This is a genomic window from Limnochorda sp. LNt (genome assembly GCF_035593265.1).
GTDB lineage: Bacteria > Bacillota > Limnochordia > Limnochordales > Geochordaceae > Geochorda > Geochorda subterranea.
On record NZ_CP141614.1, the window covers coordinates 266,966 to 285,258 of the forward strand.

Here is an 18,293-nt window from a genome sequence, read left to right on the forward strand (position 1 = left end):
GAGGGACTTGGGAAGGCGGGACGGCGATGCAACGGGTAAGCGGGCTGAGGACGCTGCCGCAGCGGGTGCGGGTGATCATCGGGGCAGCGCTGCTGGTGCTGGCGGCTGGCCTGGCCGTCTGGAGCGCCACCTCGGCCAAGCCCGAGAGCGTCATCGGCTACGTGGACGTCAACCGGGTGGCGCGCGAGTACCTGGAGCCCACCCTGAGCGAGCCCCTCCGTCAGGAGACGGAGCGGCTCCAGGCCGAGCTGGACCAGGAGCTGGCCAGGCTCGACAAGCAGCTGGAGGATCGGGCCAAGGGCCTGGGCGAGCAGGAGCGCCAGCGTCTGGCCAGCCAGATCCAGGACGAGAAGCAGCAGCTGTTCATGCAGTACCAGCAGCGACTCGACCAGCGCAAGCAGGAGATGCTGGACGCCCGCCTGCCGAGGGTGCGCGACGCCATCGGCAAGGTGGCCCAGCGCCTGGGCCTCGAGGTCGTCCTCGACAAGAACCTGGTCATCTGGGGCGGCTACGACGCCACCGACGAGGTGCTGCGGGAGCTGGGCGTCAAGGTGGCCGGCGACGCCTCCTCGTCGGGCCGTTGACGCCATGCGAGGCCTCTCCCTGGCCGAGATCGCCCGACACGTGCAGGGTCGCCTGGTCGGGGGCGACCCTGCCGCCGTCGTCACGGGGGTAGCGCCCGCCGATCAGGCGGGCCCATCGGACGTGACGCTGGCGACGTCGGCGCGCTACTGGGAGGAGATCGGCGAGCGGCCGGTAGGAGCCGTGGTGGTGCCGGTCGGGGGTGCCGTGCCCGGGCGCCCCTGCATCGAGGCGGCTGACCCCCGGGTCGCCTTCGACGCCTTGATGGAGCTCTTCGCGCCCCCGCCCTGGCTCCCGGAGCCCGGCGTGCACCCCACGGCCACGGTGGCGGCCACGGCGTCGCTGGGCCCCGACGTCCGAGTCGGCGCTCGAGCCTACATCGGGGAGCGGGTCCGGCTGGGGAGGGGCTCGGTGGTCTTCCCGGGCGCGGTCATCGCCGACGACGTCACCGTGGGCGAGGGGTGCGTCATCCACGCCAACGCCGTCATCCGGGAGCGGGTGCGCATCGGCGACCGGGTCGTGATCGGAGCGGGCACCGTCATCGGCTCCGAGGGGTTCGGCTTCACCATGCACGAGGGCCGTCACCGCCGTCGCCCGCAGATCGGCACCGTCGTCATCGAAGACGATGTAGAGGTAGGCGCCAACGTCTGCATCGATCGGGCCAGCTGCGGAGCGACCGTGGTCGGGCGCGGCGCCAAGATCGACAATCTGGTGCAGATCGCCCACAACGTGCGCATCGGGGCTCACGCCGTCGTGGTGGGGCAGGTGGGGATCGCCGGGTCGGCCCGCATCGGGGCGAGGGCGATCCTGGCCGGGCAGGCGGGCATCCGGGACCACGTACGCGTCGGGGAGCGGGCCGTCGTCGCCGCCCGGGCCATGGTCGTCGACGACGTGCCGGCCGGTGCGCGGGTGGCCGGCGAGCCGGCCATGCCGCATGCCCAGGCCCTGCGGGTCTGGGCGGCCTCCCGCAAGCTGCCGGAGCTGGTGCAGCAACTGCGCGAGCTGGAGCGACGCGTCGCGCGCCTGGAGGAGGGTGGCGGGTGACGGCATGGTAATCCGGAAGAGCGCTGTCTGGGCGATGGGGATGCTGGCCCTGCTGGTGGCGCCGTGGCCGTGGGGGCCGCAGGCCGCCCGGGCCGAGACCCTGGCCGGCAGCCGTACCACGGCCATGGTCAACGTCCCCACGGCCGACACCGGCCCGGCAGGCCAGTTCACGGCCGGCCTCAACGTCGTGACCGGCCAACAGCTCTTCAGCTTCCTCCGCTATCAGCTGACCGACGCCCTGGAGCTGGGCCTGACGCTGGCGTCGGATGCCTCTACCGGCGAGACGCCCTTGGGGCTGTTGGCGCGATGGCGGCTGCTGGAGGAAGACGGGCCGGTGCCGGCGGTCGCCGTCGGCATCGAGGGGGAGCGGGGCTATCTGGTGGCGAGTCACCGGCTGCCGGGCCCCCTGCTGCGCGTGCATGCCGGCGTCCGGTCCGGGGGGCGGGAGCGATTGTCGGCCTTCGCGGGGCTCGACGCCGTGCTCAACCCCGTGACGGTGACTCGCCCCCGGGGCCTGCCGCGGCCGGTGATGGCCGTCGGCATCGACTACGACGGCACGTCGCTGGGGGGCGGCGTCAACTTCCAGTTCGGCCCCAACCTCGCCTTGGGGATCGGCGTGCGAGACAGGGGGTCACTCGACGTTGTGGCGGGCATCAGCATCCGTTCGTTGCCGTGACGCGGCTCGTCGCCGGATGGGCATCGGTCTCGCTCTGTTGACGCTGGCGGCGTGCCTGCGCGTCGGCGGCGTCCCGGCGCGCGCCAGCCAGGCGGTGCCCCTCGTGCCGCCTCAGGCCGCGCTCTTCGAGGGGCTGGCCGCCCAGGCGGCGCCCGACGATCCCTTTCGAGCTCTGGCCAATCCGGCCGGGCCTGCCCTGCTGGAGGGCGGGCGGTGGGGCTCGGCCTTCACCGTCAGGGACGGCACGGTCGACGACGCGGCGTCCTTCGTCCACACCATCGGGTGGGCCGAGGGATCGCGCGGCGAGGGCTGGGCACTGTGGGCCTCCCACGGCGGGCGAGACGCCCTGCCGGGCTCGCCATCGCCGTCGGTGACCGAGCTGGGCATCGGCTACGGGTACGCCATGAGCATGGGGCCCGACTGGGCCCTGGGCGTGGCGGGGCACTACCGGCGGGTCCGTGGGGAGAGGAGCGGCTCCGGCGAACCTCGCGAGGACCACTACCTGGGCGTCGACATCGGCCTCGTCTCGGCCTTGGCCGATCGGGTGGCCGCCTCGGCGCGGCTCGACTCGCTGCTGGAGGTGCGCCAGAGTGGCGCCGGAGGCCCTGCCGAGCAGGGGGCGCAGGCGCGTCCCCCGGCCCTGGGCGTGGGCATCGCCTACCAAGCCAACGCGTACCTCGTGCTGGAGGCCAACGCCCTGGACCTGCTGGACGTCAGCACGGGCCGCACGGTACGCCTGGAGACGCGGCTCTACCCGGCGGCTCCCGTGGCCCTTCGCCTGGGCTACGAGAGCTCGTCCCGGGGTGACGGCTTCCTGCTGGGAGCCGGCGTCGAGGAGCCGGGCAAGCGGTGGGCCGTCAGCTACGCCTTTCTCGGCGGCCCGGCGTACGGAGGCATCCACCAGGTCGGGCTCATCGCGGCCCTGCCATGAGGAGGGCGTAGGGAGCCGGTGCCGCCATCGCTGCGGGTCCGTCGACTGGACCGCTACGTGGCCGCCGAGTTCATCGGGCCCTTCGCGGCGACGGCCGCGGGCTTCCTGGTCCTGCTGCTGACGGGTCCCATCTTTCAGCTGACCGACATGCTGGTGGTGCGGCGGGCGTCGGTGGCCACCACACTGTGGCTGCTGGCGCTCAAGCTGCCGGAGACGCTCTCCATCGCCCTGCCCATCGCCTCGCTCTTCGGCACCCTGCTGTCGGCGGGCCGGCTCGTGCGGGACGGCGAGATGACGGCGATGCGCACCTCGGGCCTGAGCGTGCTCCGCATCGGCACGCCCATCGTGGCGCTGGGTGCGGCCATCAGCGTGGGAGCGTACCTGCTCAACGAGTACGTGGTCCCCGTCGCCAACCATCGCTACGAGACGGAGCTGCGCCGGGCCATGCAGGCTGACCCGGTGCCGGCCATCTCGGACAACGTCTTCTTCCGCGGCTCGCCCGAGCAGTGGTTCTACGTGCGGCGCGTCGACCGCGCCAGTCGCCGCCTCTTCGACGTCATCGTCTACGAGCTGCGCCCCGGCACCTTCCCGGTCATCTATACCGCCCGGGAGGGCTGGTACGAGGGGCGCACGTGGCATCTCTCGGGCGTCACGATGAAGCAACTGGACCGGGACGGGTTCGTTCAGCTCGAATCGGCCATGGCGCGCTACGAGTTGACGCTGCCCGAGCCGGCCGAGGACTACCTGGGCTCCCAGAAGCGCACCGAGGAGATGAGCCGGCGGGAGCTGGGCGAGCAGATCCGTCGTCTGCGCCAGGCCGGAGTCGTGGCACGGGCCATGATGGTCGACTACCATTTCAAGCTGGCGCTGCCGGTCTCCAACCTCGTCCTGGCCGTGCTGGGGCTGCCTTTGAGCCTCTACGGCCGACGTGGCGGGCGGGCCTTCGGGATGGCGGCCAGCCTGGGGCTGGCGCTGCTCTACTACGTGGTCTTCGCCCTCTCCCGCTCGCTGGGCAACTCGGGTGTGGTGGACCCGCTGCTGGCGGCGTGGTTGCCCAACGTGATGTGCCTGGCGGCCGCCGCATGGCTCTACGTCAGGGCGGAATGGGCGGCATGAACCGGTGACGCAGGGGGTGTGGCTTGCTGCTCAGCGGTGGCCCCTCCCCGGCGCAGCCCGGCTCGGCGTCGCGGCCGCCGTCGTCCTGGCCGTGGCCCTGGCGACCGGCGCAGCGTCGGGGGCGGTGGCGGCCGACGAGGCCTGGCGCCTGGAGCTGGCCGACGGCGCGGTCGCCGCCATCGAGCCTCCCCAGGTGCGGGCCGAGGGAGGGGTGCGCTTCGTCCAGGGCGAGCTGGAGGTGGAGGCGTACCGAGCCGTCTACGACGACGCCGAGCGGGTCATCGACTTCTACGGGCAGGTCCGCGCCCGACGGCCGGGGCAGGTGCTGGAGGGCGAGACGGCACGGGTGGAGCTGCGCACCGGCCAGGTGAGCGTGCAGGAGGCCCGGGCGCGCTTCGAGGCCGAGGGCGTCGAGGGGCCGATCTTCATGGAGGCGGCCAGCATGGAGGGTGACCCGGCCGAGGTCCGGGCGTCGGGCGCCGTGCTGACGACTTGCCCGTTGCCCATGAAGCTGGCTCACTACCGGGTGACCGTGCGGAGCCTGGAGGTACGCCCCGGCAAGGACGTGGCAGCCCGTGACGCCGTCTTCTGGGAGAGCGGCATCCCCCTCTTCTACTGGCCGTATCTCCACTTCTCCCTCGAAAACCCACGGGCGGGGCGGTTCGTGCCGCCCGAGCTGGGCTACGGGGCGCGGGAGGGATGGTACGTCCGATCTCGCTTTCCCTACATGGGACCGGGCTCGACCTACGGCTACGTCGGGATCGACTACTTCCAGCGGCTCGGCCCCGGGTTGGAGCTGTACCAGGCGCTCTACGACGACGGCGACACATGGGCTGCCGTCTGGCTGGGCGGCACGCTACGCGGGCCCGACGGCTCCCCGCCGGACCTGCGGACGGGGATCGAGGGGGAGCTGGTGGCAGGCGACGGGCGGCTCTCGTGGCGCGCCGAGGGCGGTCGGCGGGCCTCGGAGCAGGGCCTGCTCTACCAGGGCGAGGCCACGCTGGCCGGCTCCGTCCCCGAGTGGGGGCTCGCCATCGCCTCCAGGGGTCAGGGCACCCTGCCGGCGGACGGCCCGGGCGGGCCGTTGCAGGGGGCGACGACGGGGGAGCTCGAGCTGCAGACGCCCGGAGAGGGCCCGTGGGGTCTCTCGGTGGCGGGCCGTTGGGATCTCCGCTCCGCCCCACCTGGCGAGCTGCCCAGCGACGCCTGGGACCTGACGGCGATGCTGGCTCGCCGCCTGGGCGACGCGCAGGTGGCGCTTTCGGCCTCCCACACGACGCACCCCGACCGGTTCGACGACCCGGCTGCAGCCACCGACTGGCGGAGCGTCACGGTCCTCCCCGAGGTGTCGGCCCGGCTGCCCCTCGGCGCGTGGGGAGCTGAGGGGGGCGTCCGCCTGGAGGCCGAGGCCTCGGCGGGGCGCTACGAGGAGGTGCGGCCGGCCGAGGCCGACGCGAGCCTCGACGAGGTGGTGGCCGACGGGCGGGCCCTGGGCGCGCTTCGCCTGCAGGCGGGGCCCGTGCGTCTGGGGGCGTGGCAGCTCGAGGCCCGGGGGGCGCTCAGCGGGGCGGTGTACGGGAGCGGCGACCGTCAGGTGTCGGTGACGGCGTCGGCGTCGGCCCGGTGGCCGGCCGGACGCTCGGCCTACCTCCAGGGGGCCTATCGCCTGGAGGCCCCCGTGGGCGAGGGCCGCTCGCCCTTCGTCTTCGACCGGGCCGACGACGAGGAGACGTTGACGTTGACAGGGGTGGCGGGAGAGGGCCGGCCGGTGCGAGCGTCGCTGTCCGCCACCTACGATCTCGTCCTGCAGCGTTGGGATCTGGCCACCGGCTCCCTGCGGGCAAGGGGACACGGACTGGAGGGCAGCGTCTCGGCGGGATACCGCATCGCCGCGTCGCGCTGGGAGGCGGTCGTCGGGCGCCTGGCCTGGACCAGCCGTCTCGGGCGGGCGGAGGTCATCGGCCGCTACCGGCCGGAGCTGGATGCCTTCGACGAGGTGGCGGCGGCGGTGGCGTGGGAGGCCGCGGGCCGGGCGGGCTTGAAGCTGGGCGCCCGCTACGACCCCCTGGAGGACCGGCTGGAGCGGGCGGACGTGAGCGCCCACCTGCGGGTGTTGCCCCGGTGGGTGCTGGTGGCCGAGGGCGCGTGGGACCTGGGCCTGGGCGGCCTGGTCTCCGCCCAGGTGGGCGTCGCCCTCGACGACGAGTGCCGGGCCATCCTCCTGCGCTACGACGCCGTCGCCCGGCAGGTCGCCCTGGCCTACCAGATCAAGGCCTTTCCCGGTACCATGGTGGCGCTGGGAGGGGACCGGCCCGGCAGCCTGGCCGACGAGGCGCAGTGGCAGGCCCTGGTCGACCGTCTCCAGCGGCCCGTGACGCCATGACGGCCTGCCGGCGTCGAGCCCGGCGACGGGAGCGCTTGCGTGCGTAGGTCACCATGGGTCGCCGCGCTGGTGGTGGCGGCGGCGCTCGTCGCGACGGGCGCCGGGTGGTGGCTGATGGACCAGCGTGCCGCCCCCTCCCCCGCCAGCGAGGGGCAGGGGCGGGTCCCCGGCATCCGTACGCGAGAGGTGCAGCTGGTGGGCCGGCACCGGGGCCAGCTCCAATGGCAGCTCCACGCCCGCTCCATCGAGATGCCCGCCGCCTCCGAGGAGGTGGCCTTCAGCACGGTGCAGGACGGCGCATTCTACCGGGCCGGCCAGATCTTCTTGCGCTTCGAGGGCGACGGCGGGCGGTGGGAGCCCGACGCCGGGCGGCTCCTGTTGCAAGGACGCTACACGCTGACGCACCCCGGCGGGGCGGTGCTGGAGAGCCAGGACCTGGTCTGGGAAGCCGAACGCCAGCGGCTCACCTCTCCCGGCCCCAATGCGTTGCGCTACGACTCTACCACCGTCGAGGCACCGCTGCTGGAGGTCGACGTGGCGGCGGGTGTCATCCGCCTCTCGGGCGGGGTGCGACTCGACGACTCGACCGGCCGGGGGCTGCAGGCCTGGGCCGAGGCCGCGGAGTACCTGCCCGACAGCGGGGAGATCCGGCTGTTGGGCCCGGTGCGCTTGGAAGGGGAGGCGACCCGTTGAGTTGGTCCGGACGTGCCCGATGGCGGTGCCTGCTGGGTGCAGCCGTGCTGGCGACAGGCGTCGTCGTGACGGCCGCGCAGCCGGACGCGGCCGCCACGTCGGTGCCGGTGCGCGTCAGCATCGTGGGCATCCCGGCCGACGCGCCCAGCGGCCGGTGGGATCCCGAGCTTGGCCGGTGGATCTTCAGCCCGCACGGCGGCCGTGTCCTGGTCGAGTGGGAGGCGTGGCGGGCCGAGGCCGACCGGCTGGAGTGGGATCCCCGCGAGGAGACGGTGCAGCTGGCGGGCGGCGTGCGGATGACCGGGCCCGAGCTGCGCGCCAGCGCCGGGCAGGCCCGGATCTGGTACGCCCAGCGCCGGCTGGTGTTGACGGGTGCCGCGCGCCTGGAGCAGTTGCCCGAGCAGGCGGCCGCCGACGCCGTCCCCTTGCGGGTGGTGACGGCGCCCACCATCCAAATCGACGACGCCGCCGGTCTCCTGACGGCCGAGGCCGGTGTCGAGCTCACCCAGTCGGAGCCGAGCCTCTGGGCCGTGGCCGAGACCCTTCGCTACGATCGCCAGGCCGGGCGCATCGTGATGGCCTCGCCGGAGTCGACGGTGCAGGCGCGGCTCGACGACTTGCGGCTGGCGCGGGCCTCCCGGGTCGAGTATCGCCTCGACAGCGACGAGCTGGCGCTGTACGGGCCGGCGGAGATCGTGCAGGTCCAGGAAGCCGCGCCGGCACCCACCGAAACCGGCACGCCGTAGCGGAGGGCCCAGCAACTCCTGGCCCGGCCGGCCGCGGCCCGATGGTATAGTGCGGTCCGGATCGGGAAAGGAGAGGCCACGCCGCTTGCACTTCGAGCCGCGGGGCGCCGCTCGCACCGGGGCGGGTCGCCTCCTCCACAGGTTGACGGTGTGGTTGCTGGTGGCCGTCGTCGCCTGCGCCGCCAGCGGACGTGCCGTCGGATGGGCCATGGAGCGGCTCCTCTCCTCCACGGTGGAGGCCACCGTGGGCGAGCCGGGCCGCTTCGATCTCCTGGTGCAGGTGCATCACGATCGCCGGCGCGAGGCGCTGGCAGCCGTCGACGACCTGCTTCGACGAGCCTTTCCCGGGGCATCGGCGCAGGAGGGCCCGTCGGCCGCCGGCAGCACCGTGCTCCTGGTCTCCCTCTCCCCCCGCTGGCGTGGAGCGGCAGGCTTCGAGCGACTGGAGCAGGAGCTGCCTTCGTTGCCGGGGTTCGTCTCGTGGGTGCCCTTGGTCGAGCCTTCCGTCGTCATCAGCCGCCTCCACCCGGCTCTGGAGGACGACCTGGAGGGGTGGCTGAGCAGCCGGCCCGAGGTGGCCTTCTCCTTCGTCCACGGGTCGGACCGGGTCGTCGTGTTGTCGGATGCGGCTGGCCTCGACGGCTTCGAGGAGGCGTTGGAGGCGTACCTGGACCGTTACCGGGTCGTGCGGATCACCAGCCCGGGGCAGGTGGTGGACCAGGAGTCGGCACGCCGCGCCGCCCAGGCCGTCGCCGAGTCGCCCTGGCCCGTCACCGTCGTCGAGGCGGCCCCCGCCTCCGACGGAGACGGGGCCGAGGCCGCCCGGTGGGTCGGGCGCATGCGCGACTTCTTCTTGGCCTACGCCACCGTGGCGCGGGTCGAGCCCTCCGCGGGACTCGATCCGCCGCTGCACGAGGGCGAGCAGGTGCTGGTGGGCGCCTGGCCGGCGCGCATCGTGGCCCAAGCGGGGGAGCACTGGCTGGCCGTCCTCTCCGACGAGGCGCTGACCAGCGACGCACTGGGGCCGACGCTGGGGCAGGAGCTGCCGGTCCGCCGACCCTCGGGCCAGCAGGTCGGCCAGGGGTTCGTCGACGGCGGACAGGCCCGCATCGACGCGGCTCTGCGCCAGAGCGAGGAGCTCTTGGCTCGCCTGCAGGCCCTGGGCAGCGCCGGACAGGAGGCCCTGGATGCGGCCCGGGTGGCGGTGGACGGTCTGCAGCAGGCAGCCGGGCGGCTCGAGCGGATGCTGGCCGACCTGCAGCAGCTCGCGTCCACCGCATCGGACCCGTTGCGCGACACGCTGCTGGCCCTGGGGTTGAGCATGCTGCTGGGCCGGGAGCCGGGCGACGCGCCTCAGGAGGCCGCGGAGTACGTGGCCGCCCTGCGCCAGCAGCTGGACCGCTTGCAGGAGCAGCTCAACCAGTACCGGCAGGCCGACCTGCCCGAGGTGCGGGCCAGCGTCCGCTCCCTGCGGGAGAGCCTGCCGCGCCTGGGCGGCGCCGAGATCGCCTCGGCCCTGCAGGTGCTCCAGTGGGCGGGAGCCGACCCCCTGGCCGCCACCGCCGGGGTCGAGCTGGTGTTGCGAGGGGAGCGCTTCCCGTCGCCCTCCGCCATCGGCGGCGTCGTGGGCAGGGCACTGCAGCTGGACCAGAGCCGCGTCTACGTCTCCCCCGCGGCCGTGGCTTCTCCCAGCGCCCGGGCGGCCGTGATGCGGGTGGCCCAGCGCGCCGGCGTGGTGGGGGCTGCCCTGGCGATGGGGGCCGTGGTGCTATGGACGCTCCTCAACGACGGGGCGGCCGTGGCGGCGCTGGTGCAGACGGCGCGCCGAGGACGCTCCGGGCGGCTGTCCTACGATGCCTGGCGAGTCGCGGCGATGGGCGCCCTGGTCGGCGGTCTGCTGGCCCTCGGCGCCGGTGTCCTGGCCCTGGGGGTGCAGGAGGGGCCCATCTTGCTGGTCCTGGCCGGCGTCAGCGCCGCAGCCGGGCTCGTCGCCGGCCGATGGGGCGCCCGTTTGGCTCCCGTGGATGCCGACGCGGTCGAGGCGGCGCTTGCCATGGGGATGGGGGCGGGCGCCATCCTGGAGGGCGTGGTGGCACCCTCGGTGCGGCCGTGGCTGCTGGCGTTGACGGCGAGCCGCAGGCCTCCCGCGCCCGGCGTCGGCCGCGCGCGAGGCCGCGGGTGGCGAGGGCCGGACCGCCGCCCTTGCCGTCGGCATCGGGGAGAGGCGCCGGGCGAGCGCCCACGACCCGGCGGTGGCTGCTGCCCGCGGCCCCTTCGTGCTGGAGGCCGAGGGACTCGTGCGGCACTTCGGTGGCCGGCCCGTGCTGGACGGCGTCTCGTTGTCGGTGGCACGCGGCGAGACGGTGATCCTGATGGGCCCCAGCGGCTGCGGCAAGTCGACGCTGCTGCGCTGCCTCAAGGGCCTGATCCAGCCGGATGCCGGCACGGTGAGGATCGAGGGAGAGGACCTCTGGGCGCTGCCGGAGGCGCGCCGCCGCGACCTGGCCGCGCACGTCGCGATGGTCTTCCAGCGGCCCCAGCTCGTCGGGCACCTCTCGGTGCTCGAGAACACCGCCCTGGGGGCGGCTGCGGCGGGCATCCCCTGGCCGGAGGCCTACGAACGGGCGGCCATGTGGCTGTCAGCCCTGGAGCTGGGCCGGCACCTGGACCGGCGGCCTGCCGAGCTGTCGGGCGGGGAGGGCCAGCGGGTGGCCATCGCCCGTGCCCTGGCGGCCGATCCGTCGGTGGTGCTGTGGGACGAGCCCACCTCTCATCTGGACCCCATGCTGGCGGCCGATCTCCTCCAACTGATGGAGGAACTGATCGGGCGCCTCCGAACCACCATGCTGGTCGTCACCCATCAACCCGGCTTCACGGCGCGGGTCGGGGACCGGCTCATCCTGATGGACCGGGGCCAGGTGGTGGAGTCCGGCCCGCCGGCGCGCGTGCTGGCCCGGCCGACCTCCGAGGTGGGCCGCCGCCTCGCCCGCCTGGCCGCGGCGTGAGAGGCGACGCTCATGGCTTCGACAGCGTCCGACGGCCGTCCGCGTCAGCGGACCCTGGCCTCGGCGGTGACCGTACAGGGCATCGGGCTTCACACCGGCATCCCGGCGGAGGTGCGGCTCTCGCCGGCTCCGGAGGACCACGGCTGGACGCTGGTGCGTACCGACGTCGAGCCCCCGGCGGTCATCCCCGTCTCGGTGCGCCACCGGGTCGAGACCCCCCGCTGCACGGCCCTCGGGCTCCGCGGGGTGACGGTGATGACGGTGGAGCATCTGCTGGCGACGCTGATGGCGCTGGGCGTCGACAACGTCCGCGTCGAGGTACGGGGGCCGGAGCTGCCCATCCTCGACGGCAGCGCGGCCGGATGGGTCGAGGCGCTGGATCGGGCCGGCCTCGTCGAGCAGGCGGCACCCCGGCGGCTACGGCGGCTCTCCCGGTCGATATGGGTCGGCGACGCCGACCGCTTCGCGGCCGCGATGCCGTGGCGAGATCTCCGGGTCAGCTTCGCCTTCATCAGCGACCACCCCGGGTTGGGGGACCAGTTCGCGGAGCTGACCGTCACGCCCGAGACCTTTCGCCGCGAGATCGCCCCGGCCCGCACCGTCGCCTTCGCGGCAGAGGTGGGGCGCCTCAGGGCCCAAGGAGTGGGGCTGGGAGGGAGCCTCGACAACGTCCTGCTCGTCGCCGACGATGGCCCCGTGGGCGGCTTTCGCCTGGCCGACGAGGTGGCACGGCACAAGCTCCTGGACCTGATCGGCGACCTGGCGCTGGCCGGCCCCCTGGCCGCGCGGGTCGTGGCGGTGCGGGGCAACCACGCGCTGACGGCGCGGCTGGTGGAGGCCATGGAGCAGGTGCTCGAGGGCACGGAGGGGAAGGAAGGCACCGATGCTGGACATCGTTGAGATCTGGCGACGCATCCCCCATCGCTATCCCTTTCTGCTGGTGGACCGGGTGCTGGAGCTGGAGGAGGGGCACCGGGTGGTGGCTATCAAGAACGTCACCATCAACGAACCCTTCTTCGCGGGCCACTACCCTGAGCGCCCGCTGATGCCCGGTGTGCTGATGCTGGAGGCCATGGCCCAGGCCGCGGCCGTGATGCTCTACCCGTACGTGGCGCGCCTGGGCAAGGTGCCGCTGCTGGCGGGGATCGACGGAGCCCGCTTCCGCCGCACGGTGGTCCCGGGCGACACGCTGCGGCTGGAGGCCGGCGCCAAGCGCATCCGCTCCACCACCGGCGTGGTCGAGGCACGGGCTTTGGTGGGCGACGAGGTGGCGTGCGAGGCTACGTTCCTCTTCGCCGCGGCGCCCGCACAGGGAGGCGCGACGACCCCTTGAGGACGGGCCTTCACCCATCGGCCGTCGTGGAGCCGGGCGCACGCGTGGGGCCGGACGTAGTGGTCGGCCCCTTCGCCTTCATCGGAGCCGGTGCGGAGATAGGAGCCGGATGCGTCATCGAGGCCTTCGCCGTCATCCATGGCGGCACCTGCCTGGGGCCCGCCAACCACGTGGGCGTCGGTGCGGTGCTGGGCGGCCAGCCTCAAGACGTGCGCTACGCGGGGGAGCCGACCCGGCTGGTGCTGGGCGCGGGCAACCGCATCGGCAGCCACGCGGTGCTCCACCGCGGCACCCCGGGCGGGGGCGGCGTCACCTCGGTGGGCGACGGGTGCGTCATCGAGGACGGGGCCCACATCGGCCACGACTGCCAGGTGGGGGACCGGGTGAGGCTGGGGGCGGGCAGCGCCCTGGGCGGCCACAGCGTCGTCGGCGACGGGGTCGTCATCGGGGCCATGACGGGCGTGCACCAGTTCACCCACGTCGGCCGGCTGGCGTACATCGAAAGCCATGCCGCCGTGACCCGTGACGTGCCGCCCTTCGCTCGAGCCGGCGGAAGTCCGGCGGAGATCCTGGGTTTCCACCGGGAGGGGCTCGAAGGGTGGGGCGCATCGGCCGAGGCCATCCAGGCGGTCTCGCAGGCCTTCACGTGGATCTACGCCAGCGGCCTTCGCCTGCAAGAGGCCCTGGAGCGCATCGCTGGTGAGATGGGCCGATTCGACGAGGTGCAGGAGCTGTTGCGGTTCATGGAGGAGCGACGGCGAGGGTTGATGCGGTGAGCGTCCAGGGCGGGTCGGCGCACGAGTCGGACTCCACCGGCTGGGTCGGCGTGGTGGCGGGCGAGGGCGAGCTCCCCAGGGCCATGGTCGAGGCCGCCCTGGCACGAGGGCTGGGCGTCGTGGTGGTGGAGCTGGACCTGGGCCAGCCCCGTCGCTCCCGGGAGGGAGGCGTCGCGCCCGGCCTCGAGGGGCGGGTGCACGCGCACCGCCTCAGTCCCGCCGACTGGGAGCGCGTGGTGGAGACCTTCAGTCGGTACGCCGTCCGCGCGGTGTACGCCGCCGGCAAGGTCAACCGCGTGGCGGCCTCGGCCCTCTTCGAACAGGCAGCCGCCGGGGAGGGCCGGGCGCTGTTCGAGCGGGGCCGCTTCCTGGAGGACCAGGACCTGTCGCGGCTATTTGCCGAGGCCCTGGAGCAGCGGGGGATCCGCCTGGGCAGCCAGCACGAGTTGCTGGGTCATCTCCTGGCCCAGCCCGGCGTCTTGACCCGTCGCCCCCCGGACGCCCGCGAGGCCGCCGACATCGAGGTAGGCCGCCGGCTGGCCCGGGAGGTGGCGGCGCTCGACATCGGGCAGACCGTGGTGGTGCGACACGGCACGGTGCTGGCGGTGGAGGCGGCGGCGGAGGGGACCGACGCGACCATCCGCCGGGCCGGTCGGCTGGCGGGGCCGGGCTCGGTGGTGGTCAAGGTGAGCCGGCCGGATCAGGACCCGCGCTTCGACACGCCGGTGATCGGGCCGGAGACGCTGCGCGCCATGCGGGCGGCGCGGGCCTCGTGCCTCGCCGTCGAGGCCCACCGGTGCCTGCTCCTTCACCGGGAGCGCGTGGTGCGGGCGGCGGACAGGGCCGGGATCGCCCTTGTCGCCTTTTGACGGGGGCGCGGCCCCGAGTCCGCGGCGCCTGCGGGTGATGGTGGCGGCCGGCGAGGCCTCCGGGGACGGCTACGGGGCCGGCCTCGCCAGGGCGCTCAAGGCCCAGGCGCCAGGGGTGCAGCTCTTCGGCATGGGCGGCCGCGCCATGCGCGAAAGTGGCGTCCACCTGCTCTACGACACCACCGGGCGGGGCGCCGTGGGCTTCACCGAGTCGCTGCGCCAGCTGCCGGTGTTGCGGCGCGTGATGGGGCGGCTGGTCGAGGCGGCCCGGCGGTTTCGGCCTGCCGTCGCGGTGCTCATCGACTTCCCCGGCTTCAACCTGCGGCTCGGGCCGGCTCTGGCCGAGCTCGGGATCCCCGTCGTCTACTACATCGCCCCCGCGGTCTGGGCCTGGGGGGCCGGGCGCGCCCGGGTGGTGGCGGGGTTCGCCCGGCAGGTCATCTGCGCCTTCGACTTCGAGGTGCCGCTCTACCGCGAGGCGGGAGCCCGTGCGGAGTGGCTGGGGCACCCCATCCTGGACGAGATCCCGGACCGGCCCCCCTGCGACGAGGCCCGACGGCGACTGGGCGTCGGCCAGGATGAGCGCGTGGTGGCCCTGCTGCCCGGCAGCCGGATACAGGAGATCCAGCAGCTCTACCCCATGATGGCCGAGGCCGCCCGGATGGTGCGGTCGGCACACCCGGGGGTGCGCTTCGTCACCTCGGTCGCGCCCGGCCTCGACCCCCGCCTGCTGGAGGCCAGGGGTGGCGGCGCCCATCGGGAGGCGGGCATCCGACTGGTGGGCGGGGGCATCTGGCACGCGCTGGCGGCCGCGGACATGGCGGTGGTCTGCTCGGGCACGGCCACGCTCCAGACAGCATTGTGGCAGGTGCCCATGGTCGTGGTCTACCGGGTGTCGGAGCCCAGCTACCTGCTGGCGCGGCGCCTCGTCAAGGTGCCTCACATCGCGCTGCCCAACATCGTCGCCCAGCGCCGCCTGGTGGAGGAGCTCGTGCAGCACGACGCCCGGGCCGAGCGCGTCGCGCAGGCCGTGCTGGAGCGGCTACGGTCACCGGGGCGGCTGGATCGGGAGCGTCGGGACCTCGAGACGGTCCGGGCCCACCTCGGCGCGCCCGGCGCGACGGCCCGCGCTGCCCGGCTGGTGTTGGAGGTGGCCGGGGGATGAGCGGCGAGCCCGTCGACCTCATCGTGACGGCCAACGGGCCGGGCGAGATCGCGGGCTGGCTCTTCCCGGTGGTGACCGAGCTCCGTCGGCGCCTGCGAGAGCAGCCGGTGCCTGGCCTCAGGCTGATCGCCTGGGCCCCTCCCTGCAACTTCGCCTCGGGCCGGGAGCTACCCGCGCTGGCGGCCCTGGGCCCCTGGGACGGCCTGTACGGGCCCGATGACATGTGGGCCCTCATGCTGCGGGGCCGGTGGCCCGCCGGGTACCGGCCGGCTCGTCGCGGCCTGGTGCTCTTCCTGGGCGGCGACCTCTTCTACGCGGCGTGGATGGCGCGACGGCTGCGCTTCGCCGCCATGGCCTACACCGAGGGCCGGGCACGGTGGCTGTGGGCCTACGAGCGCTTCTTCGTGCCCAACGAGGTGGCTGCCCGCAAGGCAGTGCGGATGGGCGCACCGCCTGCGCGCGTCGAGGTGGTCGGCGATCTGGTCGTGGACGCGGTGGCTGCCAGATCGTCCCGGGCCTCGGAGCCCGTCGCGGATGGGCTCGCCACGGTAGGCCTGTTTGCGGGCAGCCGGGACTTTGAGATACGCTGGGTCCTGCCCATGTTGTTCGAAGCGGCGGCCATCGTCCGCAGGCGCCTGGGCCGACCCGTCCGCGTGATGGCGGTGGTCTCGCCCTTCGCCTCGCAGGCGGCGCTCGAGCAGGCTCTCGGCGCCTCGCCCGAGGAAGAGGCGCGGGCCGTCGAGTGGGTCCGCGAGGACGGGTGGGACGGCGCGGTCCGGCAAGCCGCCATGTCACGGTGTGACGTCGCCATCACGGTGCCCGGCACGGTGACGGCCGAGCTGGGAGCGCTGGGGGTACCCACCATCACGGTTTTGCCGCTGCATCGCCCCGATCTGATCCCGCTGGAGGGGCTCATCGGCCGCCTGGGCGACCTGCCGGGCGTGGGGCCGCGTCTCAAGGCGGCCTTCGTGCGGCGCGTGGCCGGCCGGGTGGGGCCGCTCTCCATCCCGTCACGTCGGGCGGGTCGTGCCATCGGGCCGGAGCTGGTGGGGGAGTTCGGCCCCGAGGCCATCGCGGACCAGGCCGTCGCGCTGCTCCGCGACGACGCCCGGAGGCGTGCCATGGGAGCGGCGTTGCGCCAGGCCATGGGGCCATCCGGCGCGGCGGCCCGCATCGTGGACCGCATCTGGGCCCGGCTGGGGCTCTCGGGGGCGACGGCCTCGTGAGGGCGCTGACCGGCGGAAGTCTCTTGTGGCGGGAGATCCGCCGCCAGGGCATGCCCCTGGCGGGCGGGACCATCTGCCTGCTGCTGACGGTGGCGGGCACCCTGCTCCTGCCCCTGGTGGTGGGGCGGGGCCTCTTCGACCAGGTGCTCGGCGCCAAGGATCTGCGAGGGCTCGGCACCGTCCTGCTGCTGACCGCGGTCATCTACGTGGTCAAGGGGGTGGCCCAGTTCGGCGCCACCTACCTGATGGCCTACGCCGGACAGCGGGCGGTGGCCGACCTGCGGGCACGCCTGCACGACCACCTGCAGCGCCTGTCGGTGGGCTACCTGCAGCGCCGCCGAGTGGGCGAGCAGGTCTCGCGCATCACCTCGGACCTGACCCTGATCCAGACCGCCCTGACGCCGGGCCTGTCGGACCTGGTGCAGAATCTGGCGCTGCTGGTCGGCACCACCGCGGTGGTCTTCTACGTGCGGTGGCGCCTCGCGCTGGTCGCGTTCCTCGTGCTGCCCCTGGCGGGGCTGGCGGTCGAGGGGTACGGGCGGCTCATCCGCCGCTACACCCGCGAGGCGCAGGAGCGAGTGGCCGATGTGGCCGGCATCCTCCACGAGAGTCTCAGCGCCATCCGGGTGGTCAAGGCCTTCACCCTGGAGGAGCAGCAGCGCCAGCGGTTCCGGCTCTCCAACGAGCAGCACTTCAACGCCGCCATGAAGTCCGTGCAGATGATGGCGACGGCCTTCCCCGTGGTGGAGTTGCTGATGCTGGCCTCGATGGCGACGGTGGTCTACGTCGGGGTGCTCGACGTGGTGAGCGGCCATCTGACCACGGGCGAGCTGGTCGCCTTCCTCTCGTATCTCGGGCTGGTGAGCGGCCCGGTGGCCAGCATCGGCCGTGTCTACACCCAGATGCAGCAGGGCGTGGCCGCAGCCGACCGGGCCGCCGAGATCCTGCGGCAGTCGCCCGAGGCGCCGGATCTGCCAGGTGCCGTCGAGCTGAGCCCGCAGCAGGTGCGAGGAGCGGTCGGCTTCCACGGGGTGAGCTTCCGCTACGAGGATGCCGAGGTCGAGGCGCTGCACGACATCGAGCTGGAGGTGGAGCCGGGGCAGGTGGTGGCCATCGTCGGGCCCAGCGGGGCGGGCAAGACCACGCTGGTGAGCCTGCTGCCGCGCTTCTTCGACCCGACCGAGGGCCGCGTGACCCTGGACGGGCGCGACCTGCGCACCATCCGCCTCAGCTCCCTTCGGCGGCTGGTGGCGGTGGTGCCGCAGGAGACGGTTCTGTTTCGCCTGACCATCGCCGAAAACATCGCGGTCGGATGCCCGGGGGCGAGCCGGCGGAAGATCGAGGAGGCGGCCCGGATGGCCAATGCCGCCGCCTTCATCGAGCGGCTGCCCAAGGGGTACGACACGCTACTGGGCGACCTGGGCGTGGGGCTCTCGGGCGGCGAGCGCCAGAGGCTGGCCATCGCGCGGGCCATGCTGCGGGATCCCCGGGTGTTGATCCTGGACGAGGCCACCAGCGCCCTGGATGCGGAGTCGGAGGCCCTGGTGCAGGAGGCGCTGGTGCGCCTGATGCAGGGGCGCACGACCTTCATCGTGGCACACCGCCTCTCGACCATCGCCCGCGCCGACCTCATCGTGGTGATGGACGGGGGCCGGATCGTCGAGGCCGGCACCCACGAGGAGCTGATGCGGCTCGGCGGTCGGTACGCCAGGCTGTACCGGCTGCAGGCGGTCCCGGCGTAGGGTGGG

18 protein-coding genes are annotated in these 18,293 nt (G+C 73.9%); 16 read left to right on the forward strand and 2 right to left on the reverse strand.

All coding sequences use genetic code 11. The features are described from left to right. Positions 1-26: 26 nt before the first annotated feature. From VLY81_RS01365 to VLY81_RS01400, 8 genes are read left to right on the forward strand one after another with little or no spacing between them, the layout of a single operon-like run. On the forward strand, positions 27-584 hold the full coding sequence (locus VLY81_RS01365) for an OmpH/Skp family outer membrane protein (protein ID WP_324669234.1): 558 nt from the start codon (positions 27-29) through the stop codon (positions 582-584). Between the two features lie 4 nt (positions 585-588). After that, on the forward strand, positions 589-1,626 hold the full coding sequence (gene lpxD, locus VLY81_RS01370) for a UDP-3-O-(3-hydroxymyristoyl)glucosamine N-acyltransferase (protein WP_324669235.1): 1,038 nt from the start codon (positions 589-591) through the stop codon (positions 1,624-1,626). Between the two features lie 4 nt (positions 1,627-1,630). Then, a complete protein-coding gene (locus tag VLY81_RS01375; RefSeq protein ID WP_324669236.1) occupies positions 1,631-2,302 on the forward strand; it encodes a YjbH domain-containing protein in 672 nt (223 codons plus the stop codon). A 16-nt stretch (positions 2,303-2,318) separates the two neighbouring features. Next, positions 2,319-3,233 carry a hypothetical protein gene (locus tag VLY81_RS01380; protein ID WP_324669237.1) on the forward strand — a complete coding sequence of 305 codons (915 nt, stop codon included), beginning with the start codon at positions 2,319-2,321 and terminating at the stop codon, positions 3,231-3,233. An 18-nt stretch (positions 3,234-3,251) separates the two neighbouring features. Then, a complete protein-coding gene (locus tag VLY81_RS01385; RefSeq protein WP_324669238.1) occupies positions 3,252-4,349 on the forward strand; it encodes an LptF/LptG family permease in 1,098 nt (365 codons plus the stop codon). Positions 4,350-4,353: 4 nt separating this feature from the next. Continuing rightward, positions 4,354-6,732: an LPS-assembly protein LptD gene (locus VLY81_RS01390; protein WP_324669239.1), complete on the forward strand. Its 2,379-nt coding sequence runs from the start codon at positions 4,354-4,356 to the stop codon at positions 6,730-6,732. 39 nt (positions 6,733-6,771) lie between these two features. Next, entirely contained in the window at positions 6,772-7,425 is a 654-nt protein-coding gene (gene lptC, locus VLY81_RS01395; RefSeq protein ID WP_324669240.1) for an LPS export ABC transporter periplasmic protein LptC, read from the forward strand. Then, a complete protein-coding gene (locus VLY81_RS01400) occupies positions 7,422-8,171 on the forward strand; it encodes a hypothetical protein (RefSeq protein ID WP_324669241.1) in 750 nt (249 codons plus the stop codon). The genes lptC and VLY81_RS01400 overlap by 4 nt, the downstream gene beginning before the upstream one ends. A 675-nt stretch (positions 8,172-8,846) precedes the next feature. Here the strand turns inward: VLY81_RS01400 and VLY81_RS01405 are convergent. Both VLY81_RS01405 and VLY81_RS01410 read right to left on the reverse strand, forming a co-directional pair. Continuing rightward, positions 8,847-9,011 carry a hypothetical protein gene (locus tag VLY81_RS01405; protein WP_324669242.1) on the reverse strand — a complete coding sequence of 55 codons (165 nt, stop codon included), beginning with the start codon at positions 9,009-9,011 and terminating at the stop codon, positions 8,847-8,849. An 819-nt stretch (positions 9,012-9,830) separates the two neighbouring features. Beyond that, the gene (locus tag VLY81_RS01410; protein ID WP_324669243.1) at positions 9,831-9,956 is read right to left on the reverse strand and encodes a hypothetical protein; all 126 of its coding nucleotides are present in this window, start codon (positions 9,954-9,956) and stop codon (positions 9,831-9,833) included. Between the two features lie 467 nt (positions 9,957-10,423). Between VLY81_RS01410 and VLY81_RS01415 the strand changes: the two genes are divergently transcribed. From VLY81_RS01415 to VLY81_RS01450, 8 genes are read left to right on the forward strand one after another with little or no spacing between them, the layout of a single operon-like run. Beyond that, positions 10,424-11,176: an amino acid ABC transporter ATP-binding protein gene (locus tag VLY81_RS01415; RefSeq protein ID WP_324669244.1), complete on the forward strand. Its 753-nt coding sequence runs from the start codon at positions 10,424-10,426 to the stop codon at positions 11,174-11,176. Between the two features lie 12 nt (positions 11,177-11,188). Further along, positions 11,189-12,076 carry a UDP-3-O-acyl-N-acetylglucosamine deacetylase gene (gene lpxC / locus VLY81_RS01420; RefSeq protein WP_324669245.1) on the forward strand — a complete coding sequence of 296 codons (888 nt, stop codon included), beginning with the start codon at positions 11,189-11,191 and terminating at the stop codon, positions 12,074-12,076. Then, entirely contained in the window at positions 12,060-12,509 is a 450-nt protein-coding gene (gene fabZ, locus VLY81_RS01425; protein WP_324669246.1) for a 3-hydroxyacyl-ACP dehydratase FabZ, read from the forward strand. Before lpxC ends, fabZ begins: the two co-directional genes overlap by 17 nt. Next, on the forward strand, positions 12,506-13,285 hold the full coding sequence (gene lpxA / locus VLY81_RS01430) for an acyl-ACP--UDP-N-acetylglucosamine O-acyltransferase (protein WP_324669247.1): 780 nt from the start codon (positions 12,506-12,508) through the stop codon (positions 13,283-13,285). Before fabZ ends, lpxA begins: the two co-directional genes overlap by 4 nt. Next, a complete protein-coding gene (locus VLY81_RS01435; protein WP_324669248.1) occupies positions 13,282-14,154 on the forward strand; it encodes an LpxI family protein in 873 nt (290 codons plus the stop codon). Before lpxA ends, VLY81_RS01435 begins: the two co-directional genes overlap by 4 nt. Then, positions 14,141-15,319 carry a lipid-A-disaccharide synthase gene (gene lpxB, locus VLY81_RS01440; RefSeq protein WP_324669249.1) on the forward strand — a complete coding sequence of 393 codons (1,179 nt, stop codon included), beginning with the start codon at positions 14,141-14,143 and terminating at the stop codon, positions 15,317-15,319. Before VLY81_RS01435 ends, lpxB begins: the two co-directional genes overlap by 14 nt. Continuing rightward, complete coding sequence (locus VLY81_RS01445; protein WP_324669250.1) at positions 15,316-16,545, forward strand: glycosyltransferase family protein; 1,230 nt, start codon at positions 15,316-15,318, stop codon at positions 16,543-16,545. Before lpxB ends, VLY81_RS01445 begins: the two co-directional genes overlap by 4 nt. Next, the gene (locus VLY81_RS01450) at positions 16,542-18,287 is read left to right on the forward strand and encodes an ABC transporter ATP-binding protein (RefSeq protein ID WP_324669251.1); all 1,746 of its coding nucleotides are present in this window, start codon (positions 16,542-16,544) and stop codon (positions 18,285-18,287) included. Before VLY81_RS01445 ends, VLY81_RS01450 begins: the two co-directional genes overlap by 4 nt. Positions 18,288-18,293 lie beyond the last annotated feature (6 nt).